The 13,051-nt window shown below is 66.6% G+C and carries 10 protein-coding genes; 4 read left to right on the plus strand and 6 right to left on the minus strand.

Going from position 1 to position 13,051, the window contains the following annotated elements:
* Window position 1: 1 nt before the first annotated feature.
* Entirely contained in the window at window positions 2–919 is a 918-nt protein-coding gene (puuE, locus tag BST42_RS18555) for an allantoinase PuuE (protein WP_083120788.1), read from the plus strand.
* On the opposite strand, the gene BST42_RS18560 is transcribed toward puuE, so the two are convergent.
* From BST42_RS18560 to BST42_RS18580, 5 genes are all read right to left on the minus strand, one after another.
* On the minus strand, window positions 889–1,617 hold the full coding sequence (locus BST42_RS18560) for an aspartate/glutamate racemase family protein (RefSeq protein ID WP_083120789.1): 729 nt from the start codon (window positions 1,615–1,617) through the stop codon (window positions 889–891). The two genes, puuE and BST42_RS18560, sit on opposite strands and share 31 nt — an antisense overlap.
* Window positions 1,614–3,164, minus strand: coding sequence for an NCS1 family nucleobase:cation symporter-1 (locus tag BST42_RS18565; protein WP_083120790.1), 1,551 nt, complete (start codon window positions 3,162–3,164; stop codon window positions 1,614–1,616). Before BST42_RS18565 ends, BST42_RS18560 begins: the two co-directional genes overlap by 4 nt.
* A 53-nt stretch (window positions 3,165–3,217) precedes the next feature.
* Window positions 3,218–3,940 (minus strand): GntR family transcriptional regulator, encoded by a 723-nt coding sequence (locus BST42_RS18570; protein ID WP_110918669.1) that lies wholly within the window; start codon window positions 3,938–3,940, stop codon window positions 3,218–3,220.
* Window positions 3,941–4,003: 63 nt separating this feature from the next.
* Complete coding sequence (locus BST42_RS18575) at window positions 4,004–4,375, minus strand: SpoIIAA family protein (protein WP_083120791.1); 372 nt, start codon at window positions 4,373–4,375, stop codon at window positions 4,004–4,006.
* 39 nt (window positions 4,376–4,414) lie between these two features.
* Entirely contained in the window at window positions 4,415–5,383 is a 969-nt protein-coding gene (locus BST42_RS18580; RefSeq protein ID WP_083120792.1) for a TerC family protein, read from the minus strand.
* A gap of 238 nt (window positions 5,384–5,621) precedes the next feature.
* Between BST42_RS18580 and BST42_RS18585 the strand changes: the two genes are divergently transcribed.
* The 3 genes from BST42_RS18585 to BST42_RS18595 are packed head-to-tail and all read left to right on the plus strand — an operon-like array spanning window position 5,622 to window position 12,096.
* Window positions 5,622–9,521 carry a Pls/PosA family non-ribosomal peptide synthetase gene (locus tag BST42_RS18585; RefSeq protein WP_083120793.1) on the plus strand — a complete coding sequence of 1,300 codons (3,900 nt, stop codon included), beginning with the start codon at window positions 5,622–5,624 and terminating at the stop codon, window positions 9,519–9,521.
* On the plus strand, window positions 9,518–10,855 hold the full coding sequence (locus BST42_RS18590; protein WP_083120794.1) for a M1 family metallopeptidase: 1,338 nt from the start codon (window positions 9,518–9,520) through the stop codon (window positions 10,853–10,855). Before BST42_RS18585 ends, BST42_RS18590 begins: the two co-directional genes overlap by 4 nt.
* Window positions 10,852–12,096 (plus strand): polysaccharide biosynthesis protein, encoded by a 1,245-nt coding sequence (locus tag BST42_RS18595; protein WP_083120795.1) that lies wholly within the window; start codon window positions 10,852–10,854, stop codon window positions 12,094–12,096. Before BST42_RS18590 ends, BST42_RS18595 begins: the two co-directional genes overlap by 4 nt.
* A gap of 29 nt (window positions 12,097–12,125) precedes the next feature.
* Here the strand turns inward: BST42_RS18595 and BST42_RS18600 are convergent, their stop codons facing one another.
* The gene (locus BST42_RS18600) at window positions 12,126–13,001 is read right to left on the minus strand and encodes an FkbM family methyltransferase (protein ID WP_083120796.1); all 876 of its coding nucleotides are present in this window, start codon (window positions 12,999–13,001) and stop codon (window positions 12,126–12,128) included.
* Between the last annotated feature and the right edge of the window lie 50 nt (window positions 13,002–13,051).

The following is a 13,051-nucleotide window of genomic DNA, read 5'->3' on the forward strand; positions in this document are numbered from 1 at the left end:
CATGAGCTATCCGAGGGACATGGTCGGCTACGGCCGTACACCCCCGAATCCACACTGGCCGGGCGATGCCGCGATCGCCGTGCAATTCGTGCTCAATTACGAAGAGGGCGCGGAAAACAGCGTGCTCGACGGAGATCCGACCTCGGAGACCTTCCTGTCCGAGATGACGCCGGCCGAGGCGTTCCCCAATCGGCACATGAGTATGGAGTCGCTCTACGAGTACGGCTCGCGCGCAGGGCTGTGGCGGCTGCTTCGGCTCTTCGAGCGCCGGGGCATCCCGCTGACCGTCTTCGCGGTCGCATTGGCCATGCAGCGAAATGCCGAGGCGGTGGCAGCTTTCGGTGAGCTCGGCCACGAGATCGCTTGCCATGGACTGCGATGGAAGTCCTACCAGTCCGTCGACCGGGACACCGAGCGGGCGCACATGGCACAGGCCGTTTCGATTCTGCAGGGTCTCACCGGTGCGGCACCGCTGGGCTGGTACACCGGTCGCGATTCGCCGCATACCCGCGAACTCGTCGTCGAACACGGCGGCTTCATCTACGACTCCGACTCCTACGCCGACGACCTGCCGTACTGGGTGGAGGTTCGTGACCGTGCCCACCTCGTCGTGCCCTACACGCTGGACACCAACGACATGCGGTTCGCCTCTGCCGCAGGCTTTTCCAACGGCGACGAGTTCTTCGCGCACCTGCGCGACGCGTTCGATGTGCTCTACGCCGAGGGCCGCGCGGGCGCCCCGAAGATGCTGTCCATCGGACTGCATTGCCGGCTGGCAGGACGTCCTGCGCGCACCGCGGCGCTCGAACGGTTCTGCGACCACGTCCAATCCCACGATCGGGTCTGGATCGCCCGCCGTATCGACATCGCCGAACACTGGCGCAGGGTTCACCCCGCCGGCGAGTCACCGGTTCGGTAGCGCTTGTCCGGCGGTGTCGCGTACTCGCCTCGCTTGGACATGCGTAAGCCCATCGTCACCAGCGATTGCACGGTCAGGGTTGCCGCGGTGACCCCGTCGATGACGGGCACACCCACGTCGTCGGAGATCTCGGCACACATGTCCGCCATCCCGGCGCACCCCAGCACCACGACGTCGGACCCGTCGGCCTCGAGCGCGTCACGGCAAGCCTCGGTGACGACCTTGCGCGCATTCGGGTCGGTATCCAGATCGAGTACCGGAATCTCGCAGGCATGGATACCGCGGCAGAAGCGTTGCATGCCATACCGTTCGGCAAGTCGCGCCGACTGGCCGATGGTCCGCGACAGGGTGGTGACGATGCTGAACCCACTGCCGAGGTGGCTGGCCGTCTGCATCGCGGCCTCCGCGATCCCGATGACCGGCCCGGCCGCCACCTCCCGCGCCGCGTCGAGGCCGGGATCACCGAAGCAGGCGATCACGTAGCCGTCGACGCCCTCCCGTTCACCCCGTCGCACCGCCTGCAGCACGCCCGGAACCGACAGCGCCTCGTCGTAGTGGCTCTCGATCGACTCCGGTCCGATCTCAGAGGTGATTCCGGTGATCACCACACCAGGTCCGGCCACCGCCCGGGCACACTGGGCGATCGTGTCGGTCATGGCGTTGGTTGTGTTGGGATTTATCACCCAGATCCGGGTCACGGCAGCGGAGCGACGGCCAGCTTGCCGCGCGTCGCGAGCCCGTAGTAGATCGCCAAGCCCAAGCCGCAGCCGATGAACCAGCTGTACTGCGCGGCGGTATGCATGCCCGGCACTCCGACAGCCAGCACCGGGACCACCGCGACCAGAGCGGACACCGCCGTGGCGATCACCGCGGCCGGGTTGTAACCCTTCTTGTACCAATAGGTTCCGTCCTCGGCGAGGGTGAACAGTGCGTCAACGTTCACCTTCTGCTTGTGGATCAGGTAGTAGTGGCCGATCAACACGCCGAACAGCGGGCCGATGAATGCACCGAGCGTCTCCAGTGTGTAGTGGATGACTTCGGGATTGTTGTACAGGTTCCACGGCGTGATGAGCACCGAGCCGACGGCGGCGATCATTCCGCCCGCGCGCCAGCTGATCCGCTGCGGGCTGACGTTGGAGAAGTCGAACGCCGGCGAGATGAAGTTCGCGACGATGTTGATGCCGATGGTGGCGATGGTGAAGGTCAACGCTCCCAGCACGATTGCGAACGTGGAGTCGATCTTCGCCACGGTCGCGACAGGATCGGTGATCAGCTCGCCGAAGACCGGCACGGTGAGTGAGGCGGTGACGACCACCAGGATGGAGAAGACCAGAAAGTTCACCGGCAAACCGAGGAAGTTGCCGCGCTTGACGGCCGCGAACGACCGGCCATAGCGGGCGAAGTCGCCGAAGTTCAGCATCGGGCCCGAAAAGTAGGACACCACCAGGGCGATGGCGCCGAGCATGACCGGTACGGCGTCCAGACCCGTGTACTTGACGTCACCGAGGTTGAGATCGATTGCGCCCCAACCGGCTTTATAGATCAGATAGCCGCACAGCATGAACATCACCACGTACACCGCGGGACCGCAGAAGTCGATGAACTTGCGGATGGATTCCATCCCGCGCCAGAAGACGCAGGCCTGTAGGACCCAGAGCAGCAGGAAGCTGCCCCAGCCGAGGAAGGGCAACCCCAGGAATCCGTGCTGGTTGACATCGGCGTACGGGGCAAGTCCCGGAAAGAGCTTGAGCAGCACCACATCCAGGGCAGCGGAGGCAAGATAGGTCTGAATGCCGTACCAGGCCACCGCGATCAGACCGCGAATGATGGCGGGGATGTTCGCACCGAGCACGCCGAAGACGCTGCGGCAGATCACCGGATACGGCACGCCGGTGGCCTGGCTCGGCTTGGCGACCAGGTTGCAGAAGAAGTTGACGATCACGATGCCGATGAGCAGTGCGATCAGAACCTGCCAACTGGCGAGGCCCAGGGCGAACAGGCTGCCCGCCGTGACGTAACCCCCGACGCTGTGCACGTCGGACATCCAGAAGGCAAAGATGTTGTAAGAGCTCCAATGCTGCTCGCGCAGCGGGGCCAGGTCCTCGTTGGTCAGGCGCGGGTCGTAACCCGGCTTGATCAGTCCGCCGCCGACCGGGTGGCCGGCGGCTTCGACGATGTCACCCGCGCCGACGACGGCGCCGGGCGGCAGGTCTTTCACGCTCTGCGGTGTGTCGATGTCGGTCATGGCCGGACGTTATCGACGGTGCGTTTCCCCGGTATTTCCGGTGAACTACCCGGCTATTGCGGCGAAGATATATCCGCAGGCAGAAACAGCCCGGTGTCCGTCGGCAACGCGGCGATGACGGAATTGAGCCGCCCGGCGTGCAACTCGGCAACCGTGAGCAGCTGTTCGACGTCACCGGCCAGGAATGCGAGCACCATCTCGCGGTGGTCGCCATGCAGAGCGGCCCTGGCCGAGGGCTCGACATGCACCATGGACTGCACGGGTTCGGTCATGTTCCATGCCGATTCGAGCATGTGCAGCAGACGGAACATGCGCGACGGTCGGCTCAACGCGAGATGGAAACGCCTGCTTTGCCGGTGATAGCTGAGCGGATCGTCATCGTCGACGGCCTGCTGCAGCGCGTCGTTCGCCGCGACGATCGCCGCCCGGTCGGCCTCGGTGGCGTTGGCCACCGCGGACGCCAGCGCCGCTGCCTCCAAAGTCTCACGCACGATGTACATTTCGCGCAGCTCCTGAACCGTGAGCTGTGCGACGGTGTACCCGGAGTTGGATCGGTGTGCGACCAACCCCTCTCCGATCAGTGTCTTGAGCGACTCACGGACCGGGATCTGGCTCACCCCGAACAGATCCGCCACTTCGGCCAATGGAATCGGTGTCCCGGGCGCGACGGCACCGTCGAGGATCACCCGCCTCAACTCGTCGAGGATGGCCTGTTGCGGGCTGCCTGGGCGGTCGACCACCAGCCGATCGAGCAGCGCCGAACGTCGTCGCAGCATCGGGTCACGGTAGGCGCATCATGTTTCCGCGGTGCTACGGCGGAGGTGACCAGCGGAGGCGACTTACCCGGCCGCCCACTGCTTGGCCTGCTCGAGTTCGGCGAGACCGAACACCGCGACGTCACCGGGCATCAGCCAGCCGACCGCGTGAATGGTGTGAACCACCCACTCCTTGTCGCTGACCACCGCGACCCGCTTGAAGGCGGCGTGCCGGGTGAACAGTGTGCCCAAGCCGAGTTTGAGATCTTCGACCAGGCCACCGGGGCCGAACCCCTGGTAGTCGGAGTCGATCACCTCGACGATCCGGATGTCGCCACCCGGCTTCAGCATGTCGTCCATCATCGGCTTGAACGCCTTGAGGTCGTCGCCGCTCACCCGACCCGACACCCGAAGGCCCGTCACGCCCTCGGGCATGTCGGAAAGGACTTCGATCATCGGTTCAGCGTAGAACCGCGCACGCTCCTGCGGCCTTTTTCAGCGTTTGTCGACCACCCTGGTCTTGATCAGGCTCGCGACCATCGTGAGGAACAGCGTCAGGATGATGACGGCCAGGCTCAGCAGCGTCGGAATCTCCGGCACGTGCACGCCTTCGCCCCCGTTGATGAACGGCACCTCGTTTTCGTGCAGGGCGTGCAGCACCAGCTTGACCCCGATGAAGAACAGGATGAAGGCCAGTCCCTGCGACAGGAACACCAGCCGGTTGAGCAGATCACCCAGCAGGAAGTAGAGCTGGCGCAGTCCCATCAGCGCGAACAGGTTCGCGGTGAACACGATGTAGGGCTCGCGGGTCAGACCGTAGATCGCCGGGATCGAGTCCAGCGCGAACAGCAAATCGGTGGTGCCCAACGCGACGATGACCAGAAACATCGGCGTCATCAGGCGCTTGCCGCCCTCCTTGACGTACAGCTTCAGGCCGTCCCATTTGTCGGTGCTCGGAACGTACTTGCGGGCCAGGCGCACCACGGTGTTCTCGGCATCGTCGTCGTGCTCGGTGTCGCGGACCAGCCGGATCGCGGTGTACAGCAGGAACGCTCCGAAGATGTAGAAGATCCACGAAAACTGTTCAATGGCAACAGCACCCAGCGCGATGAAAATGCCGCGGAAGATCAGCGCCAGGACGATGCCGATCAGAAGTGCCTCTTGCTGATAGATCTTCGGCACCTTGAAGCTGGCCATGATGATGATGAAGATGAACAGGTTGTCCACCGACAGGCTGTACTCGGTGAGCCAGCCCGCATAGAACTCCAGGCCGAACTGGCTGCCGTGGAAGTTCCACACCCACAGGCCGAATGCGATGGCCAGGCCGATATAGAACGACAGATAGATGCTGCACTCACGCGTCGTGGGTTCGTGCGGGCGCCGCGCGATGATGATCACGTCGAACAAGAGCACCGCGACCGTCACGCCGATGGTGATGAACCATTCGAGCGGCGTCACATTCATAAAAAGACCTCCGGGCGTCACAAAACGTCCGAGGTCTCTTCCGCCGAGCGAAGCTCGGCCCGCGGCGCCGGACGACCAACGTTGGCCGCCGTGGTGACGACACCGCGACGAAGGAATACTCCCCTCTGGCAGCAGTCTGTCAGGTGGGCGCGCAAGTGAGCAAACCGAACGCAGGATCGCCTCGGTCACCGGCCGCGTCCGGCACCGCGATGTCGACGAGGCCGCCTAGGATCCTCTCGTGGCGACGCCGGAAATTCCCCCGCAATACCTGTTATCGGAGCAGGCACCGCCCCCGCGCACCCTGATCGACATCCTCTACGACACCGCCAATCGGTACCCCGAGGCCGCCGCCATCGACGACGGCACGGTGCAGTTGACCTACGCCGAGTTGATCGCCGACATCGAGGAGAGTGTCGAGTGGCTGGCCGCCCGCGGCATCGGCCGCGGCGACCGGATCGGCATCCGCATGCCGTCCGGCAGTTACGCCCTCTACGTCGCGATCCTCTCGACGCTGGCGGCCGGGGCAGCCTATGTCCCGGTCGACGCCGACGATCCCGACGAGCGCGCCGAGTTGGTGTTCAACGAGGCCGGGGTGGTCGCGGTCATCACCGAGGCCGGTTTGACCCGCGGGCCAGGTTCGTCACGCGGATGGCGGGCGACGGCCCCGTTGGGCCGCGACGACGCGTGGATCATCTTCACCTCCGGATCCACCGGAACCCCCAAGGGTGTTGCGGTGACGCATCGCAACGCGGCGGCATTCGTCGATGCCGAGGCGCGAATGTTCCTGCAGAGCAACCCGATCGGACCAGCCGACCGGGTGTTGGCCGGTTTGTCGGTGGCATTCGACGCCTCCTGCGAGGAGATGTGGCTGGCCTGGCGATACGGCGCATGCCTGGTGCCTGCGCCCCGCGCCCTGGTGCGCAGCGGCATGGACCTCGGACCGTGGCTGGTGGCGCGGGACATCACTGTCGTCTCGACGGTGCCCACGCTGGCGTCGCTGTGGCCGGCCGAGGCGCTGGAAGCGGTACGGCTGCTGATCTTCGGCGGCGAAGCCTGCCCGCCCGAGCTGGCCGAACGGCTCGCGGTCGAAGGCCGCGAGGTGTGGAACACCTACGGACCGACCGAGGCAACCGTGGTGGCCAGCGCCGCCCGCCTCGACGGGCGCAGTCCGGTCAGCATCGGGCGACCGCTGCCGGGCTGGGACCTGGCGGTGGTCGACTCCAGCGGCGCCCCCGTCGCCCTCGGCGAAGTGGGCGAGCTGGTGATCGGCGGCGTCGGCCTGGCCCGCTACCTGGATCCGGAGAAAGACGCCGAGAAGTACGCGCCGATGCCGTCGCTGGAATGGGCGCGCGCCTACCGCAGCGGCGACCTCGTCCGGCTGGAGGCCGACGGGCTGTATTTCCAGGGTCGCGCCGACGATCAGGTCAAGGTCGGCGGACGCCGCATCGAACTCGGCGAGGTCGACTCGGCGCTGCTGCACCTGCCCGGCGTCAGCGGCGCCGCCGCTGCGGTACGGCGCACTGCCAGCGGCACTCCGATGCTCGTCGGCTACATCTCCAGCGCCAACCCCGATTTCGATCTCGCCGCGGCCCGCACCCACCTGGCCGAGGCCCTGCCTGCCGCGCTGGTGCCGCGCCTGGTGCTGCTCGACGAGCTGCCGACCCGGACCTCGGGCAAGGTCGACCGCAATGCGCTGCCGTGGCCGCCGCCGGGCTATCAGGACTCCGAACCCGACCTGGGCGGCACCATGGGCTGGCTGGCCGGGCTCTGGCGCGACGTTCTCGGCGCGGTGGTGGACGGCCCTGAAGCGGATTTCTTCGCGCTCGGTGGCGGCTCGCTGTCGGCAGCCCAGCTGGTGGCCGCGCTGCGCGAGCGCTACCCGCAGCTGACCGTCGCCCAGCTCTACGACCACCCCCGGCTGGGGTCGCTGGCCGAATTCCTCGACGAGCAGAAGCCGTCGGCCGCGGTCACGCCGCGCCACGTCACGCCGACGCCGGTGTCGACGCAGGCGGCCCAGGTGTTGTTGTCGGTGCCGCTGGCCACGCTGACCGGGCTGCAGTGGGTGACGTGGCTGGCGCTGATCAACAACATCGCCGCCGCGGTCCATCCGCTGCCCTGGTTGGCACCGGTGAACTGGTGGCTGGTCGTGGTGGCCTTCATCCTGTTCATCACCCCGATCGGCCGGATGGGCATCGCGGTACTGGGCGCGCGGACCCTGCTGTCCGGGCTGGAACCGGGCACCTACCGGCGGGGCGGATCCGAACATCTGCGGGTGTGGCTGGCCGAACGGCTGGCCGACGCCAGCGGCGCCGAGAACCTCGCGGGTGCTCCGTGGCTGGTGTACTACGCCCGAGCGCTGGGTAACAAGATCGGCAAAGGCGTGGATCTGCATTCGGCGCCCCCGGTGACCGGCATGCTCACGCTCGGCCACCGGGTCTCCATCGAACCGGAGGTCGACCTGACCGGGCATTGGATCGACGGCGACCTCTTCCACGTCGGCCCGATCAGCGTCGGCAACGACGCCAGCATCGGGGCACGCACGACGCTGTTCCCGGGTGCCGTCGTCGGAAAGGACGCCGACGTGGCGCCCGGCTCGGGCGTGGTCGGCAAGGTCAAGAACGGGCAGTACTGGAAGGGTTCCCCGGCGGTGAAGTCCGGCAAGGCCCGCCATCCGTGGCCGGAGTACCGGCCGCCGCGCGCCGCGCTGTGGGTGGCTGTATACGGGGTGACGTCCATGCTCCTCGGGGCGGTGCCGCTGCTGGCGCTGGCGATCGGGTTGGGTGTGCTGGTCTGGCCGGCCCGACACAGTGCGACGCTGGGTTCGGCCATGGCCGCGGCTGCGCCCTGGACTCCGGCGGCCGCGCTGGTGTCACTGCTGGTCTACGCGGCGTTCACCGTCGTGGCGGTGCGGATTCTCGCGATCGGGCTGCGCGAGGGCTATCACCCGGTGCGCAGCCGGGTGGGCTGGCAGCTGTGGACCACCGAACGGCTGATGGACGCCGCCCGCAACTACCTGTTCCCCGTCTACGCCAGCCTGCTCACCCCGTGGTGGCTGCGCGCTCTCGGCGCGAAAGTCGGCCGCAACACCGAGATTTCGACCGCACTGCTGACCCCGAAGTTCACCGTCGTGGAGGACGGCGCATTTCTGGCCGACGACACCATGGTGGCCTCCTATGAACTCGGCGGCGGCTGGATCCATGTCGCCAAGGCCACCGTCGGCAAGCGCGCCTTCCTCGGCAACTCGGGTATCACCCAACCGGGCCGGCGCGTGCCCGACGACGGCCTGGTGGCGGTACTGTCGGCCGCCCCGCACAAGGCGAAGGCCGGCTCGTCGTGGCTGGGCAGTCCGCCGATCCGATTGCGCCGCCGCGCCGATGAAGGCGACGCCGCACTGACGTTCAGCCCGCCGATGCGGTTGAAGGTGATGCGCGCCGCGGTCGAAACCTGCCGGCTGTTCCCGGTGATCGTCACCTTCGCGATCGGGGTTGCGGTGCTGGCCGTACTGCAGGCCCTGGCGCTCGAATTCGGTTACGGCGGGGCCGTGTTGGCCGGCGGAGTGGTGCTGCTCATTGCCGGTGCAGTAGCCGGCGGGATCGCGGTGGCCGCCAAATGGATTGTGGTGGGTCATATTCCGGCCGACGAGCAACCGCTGTGGTCGTCGTTCGTGTGGCGCAACGAGGTGTCGGACACGTTCGTGGAAACGGTGGCGGCGCCGTGGTTCGCCCGCGCCGCCAGCGGCACCCCCGTGATGAACCTCTGGCTGCGGGCACTCGGCGCCAAGATCGGCCGCGGCGTGTGGTGCGAAACGTACTGGCTGCCGGAAGCCGACCTGGTGACGCTGCAGCGGGCCAGCACCGTCAACCGCGGCTGCGTGGTGCAGACGCACCTGTTCCATGATCGGATCATGCGCATGGACACCGTCGTGCTCGACGAGGGTGCCACGCTCGGTCCGCACTGCGTGGCGTTGCCCGCGGCCAAACTCGGCGCCGGCGCCACCGTCGGCCCGGCATCGCTGGTGATGCGCGGCGACGAGGTGCCACCGTCGACTCGTTGGCAGGGCAATCCGATTGCCCCGTGGCTCGTTTCGAAGAAGAAGACCCGCGACGATGCGCGCAAAGCCGAGGACAGCGCCGCGTGAAACAGCCCGCCAAGAAGGCCGCCAAGAAAGGCGGCCCGCCGGTCATCGATCCGTATCTGCCGAACAACGGCAACTTCGGCTACCGGGTGTCGCGCTACGAACTGGACCTGGAGTACAAGGTCGCGATCAACCGTTTGACCGGTACCGCCACCATCACCGCGGCGACGCTGGCGTCACTGAAGACGTTCACCCTGGATCTGTCCGCCACCCTGTCGGTGTCGAAGGTGACGGTCAACGGCCGTCGGCCGGCCAACTTCTCTGCCTCCAACGGCAAGCTGCACATCACCCTGTCCACGCCGTTGCCCGCCGGTGCGGCGATGTCGATCAGCGTGCGCTACGGCGGCAACCCCCGGCCGATCCGAACCTATTGGGGTGAAGTCGGTTTCGAGGAGCTATCCAACGGCGCGTTGGTGGCCGGCCAGCCGAACGGCGCGGCGTCGTGGTTCCCGTGCGACGACCATCCCAGCGCCAAGGCCAGCTACCGGATCCAGATCAGCACCGACAGCCCCTACCGTGCGGTGGCCAACGGTGAACTGGTCTCACGGCGGGTTCGGGCCGCGCACACGGTGTGGACCTACGAACAGCCGGAGCCGACGTCGACCTATCTGATCACCCTGCAGATCGGTATGTACGGCACCCACAAGCTACCCAAGTCGCCGGTACCGATGCAGGCGGTGCTTCCCGACCGGCTGCGTCCTGCGTTCGACCAGGACTTCGGCCGTCAGCCGCAGATGATGAAGTTGTTCGTCAAGCTGTTCGGCCCGTACCCGTTGAGCAACGGCTACACCGTTGTGGTGACCGACGACGCTCTGGAGATACCTCTTGAAGCCCAAGGTATCTCGATCTTCGGCGCCAACCACTGCGACGGTAAGCGCGGCGCCGAACGGCTGATCGCCCACGAACTGGCCCACCAGTGGTTCGGCAACAGCGTGACCGTGCGGCGGTGGCGCGACATCTGGTTGCACGAGGGATTCGCCTGCTACGCCGAGTGGTTGTGGTCGGAGAACTCCGGCGGACGCTCCGCCGATCAGTGGGCCCACCACTATCACGCCAAGCTGACGTCTTCGCCGCAGAACCTGCTGCTGGCCGATCCCGGGCCGCGGGACATGTTCGACGATCGAGTCTACAAGCGTGGCGCGCTCACACTGCATGTGCTGCGCGGCACCCTCGGCGACGAGAAATTCTTTGCGCTGCTGCGTGATTGGACCAATCGCCACCAGCACAGCACGGTGGTGACCGACGACTTCACCGGCCTCGCAGCCAACTACGCCGACATCTCGCTGCGCCCGTTGTGGGATGCCTGGCTGTATTCCACCGAGGTGCCGCGGCTGTGACCGACGCGGGCGCCGGCACCGGGGCGATCACCCGCAGCAGTGTGGCCAGAGTCGGTGTGGCCACGGCGATCTCGGCGGTCTGTGGATACGCGGTCCTCTACCTGGCCGCCCGGGCGCTGGACCCGGCCGGCTTCTCGGTGTTCGGGGTGTTCTGGGGTGCGTTCGGCTTGGTCGGTGGCGCGGCGTACGGGCTGCTGCAGGAGGCCACCCGCGAAGTCCGCTCGGCGGGCTACGTCGAGATCGTCGACGGGCCCCGCACCCATCCGATGCGTGTCGCGACCGCGGTCGGGGTGGTGTCCGCGCTCGTCATGGCAGGCACCTCGGTCCTGTGGGCGCCGCACGTGTTCACCCAGTCCCGGCCACTCTCGGTGGTGCTGCTGAGCGTGGGTCTGGCCGGATTCTGCATTCACGCAACACTTTTGGGCCTGCTTGCCGGCACCGGTCGCTGGGGTGGCTACGGGGCGTTGATGGTCACCGACGCCATTATGCGGGTCGTGGTCGCGGTGGCCGCCTTCGCGGTGGGCTGGGGGCTGGACGGCTTCCTGTGGGCGACGGTCGCCGGTGCGATCGGCTGGTTGCTGCTGCTGTCGGTGTCGCCGGGTGCGCGGGCCGCGGCCGGGCTGCGCACCCCGGGAAGTACCGCCACCTTCCTGCGTGGGGCCGGACACTCGATCGCCGCCGCCGGCGCCAGCGCGATCCTGGTCATGGGCTTCCCCGTGCTGCTCAAGGCGACCTCTGGCGGTGACCTCGGGGCGGCGGGCGGCGTGGTGATCCTGGCGGTCACACTGACCCGCGCGCCCCTGCTGGTTCCGCTCACCGCGATGCAGGGCAACCTGATCGCCCACTTCGTCGACCACCGCGGGCACCGGCTCAAGGCGTTGATCGCGCCGGCGGCCGTGGTGCTGGTGCTCGGCGCCGTCGGCGTGGTGGCCGCCGGACTGCTCGGACCGTGGCTGATCCGGGTGGCGTTCGGTGACGAGTACGGTCCCGGCGGACTGCTGCTGGCCTGGCTGACCGCCGGCGCGGTGGCGATCGCACTGTTGACCGTGACCGGCGCCGCGACGGTCGCCGCCGGCCTGCACCGGGCGTACTCGATCGGCTGGGTCGGAGCCACGGTCGTCTCGGCCGCGCTGCTGAGCCTGCCGATGGATCTGACTGACCGCACCGTGGTGGCCCTGCTGTGCGGTCCGCTGGTCGGCATCGTCGTCCACCTGGCCGCACTGGGCCGCGCCGCACGCTGAAGCTGCCGTTGCCGGCCCTTCGCCTGCGCCTAAGGCTGACTGACGGTGACAGCCTCACCCGCAACCGGGTCGGTCGAGCAAATCATGTCCGCGCCGCCAAAGAAGTGCTCGCGCCGGATGGTCGCATACAGGGAACCGATTTCGTTCCGGCTGACGACAGGACCACCAGAGGAAAGCGAGAACCACTTGAACTGCCCTGGTATCCGTGCGACAAATTCGTCGAACGTGTGCGGGTCGACGTGATCCATATGGTTGGGGACAACCTCGCAAATGAAATGTCGGGCCCTGGAGAGTATCCGCTGCATACCTGCCATCGCCCTGTACTCGGCACCCTCGATATCCATGACGATAACGTCGAACTCACCGTCCAGCTCGTCGTCGAGAGGCGCTGCGCGCACTGTGATCACGTCAGGTTTGTCATAGAAGAATTCGAAATTCTGTCTGCTCGGCATGACCTTCGCGCCACCGCTATTTGCTTTGGATGCAACGAAATCCAGTGAGCATGCCGTGTCGAACGCGGCGAAATTGCGCAGATCGCAGTTCGTGATCCCGTTGATTGCGGAGTTGATCGCGAGGAGCCTGTAGCTGGTCGGGTTCGCCTCGATACCGACGACCTCGCCGGCTAGGCGTGCCAGCGGAAACATGACCGCTCCGACATGCGCGCCAACAACCAGCAGTCGTGTATCGGGGTTGATGAATTTCCGATAGATGTCGAGCTTGTCCTCATCGTATGAGCCATTGAATGCCAGTCGCCGACCTACACCGCAGTCGCCCACGTCGCTGAGCAAGAGCATCCCGTTAGCCTCGGCCAGAATCCCGGCACAATGCCGTCCGGCGAACTTTGATCTCCATTTAGCAAATTCTCTGATCACGAGAAGTTTGACGAGAAGCTTGATTTTCCGCATAAGTCCCCATCCCCGGCAAATCCGACGATCTTGAGGCTACGGCATCCGCA

The sequence above is a fragment of the Mycolicibacterium rhodesiae genome, from assembly GCF_002086695.1.
GTDB lineage: Bacteria > Actinomycetota > Actinomycetes > Mycobacteriales > Mycobacteriaceae > Mycobacterium > Mycobacterium rhodesiae.

Coding starts and splice junctions, on each gene's coding strand:
- puuE (WP_083120788.1), top strand. CDS start 2: ATGAGCTATCCGAGGGACATGGTCGGCTACGGCCGTACACCCCCGAAT.
- BST42_RS18565 (WP_083120790.1), bottom strand. CDS start 3,164: ATGACCGACATCGACACACCGCAGAGCGTGAAAGACCTGCCGCCCGGC.
- BST42_RS18570 (WP_110918669.1), bottom strand. CDS start 3,940: ATGCTGCGACGACGTTCGGCGCTGCTCGATCGGCTGGTGGTCGACCGC.
- BST42_RS18575 (WP_083120791.1), bottom strand. CDS start 4,375: ATGATCGAAGTCCTTTCCGACATGCCCGAGGGCGTGACGGGCCTTCGG.
- BST42_RS18580 (WP_083120792.1), bottom strand. CDS start 5,383: ATGAATGTGACGCCGCTCGAATGGTTCATCACCATCGGCGTGACGGTC.
- BST42_RS18600 (WP_083120796.1), bottom strand. CDS start 13,001: ATGCGGAAAATCAAGCTTCTCGTCAAACTTCTCGTGATCAGAGAATTT.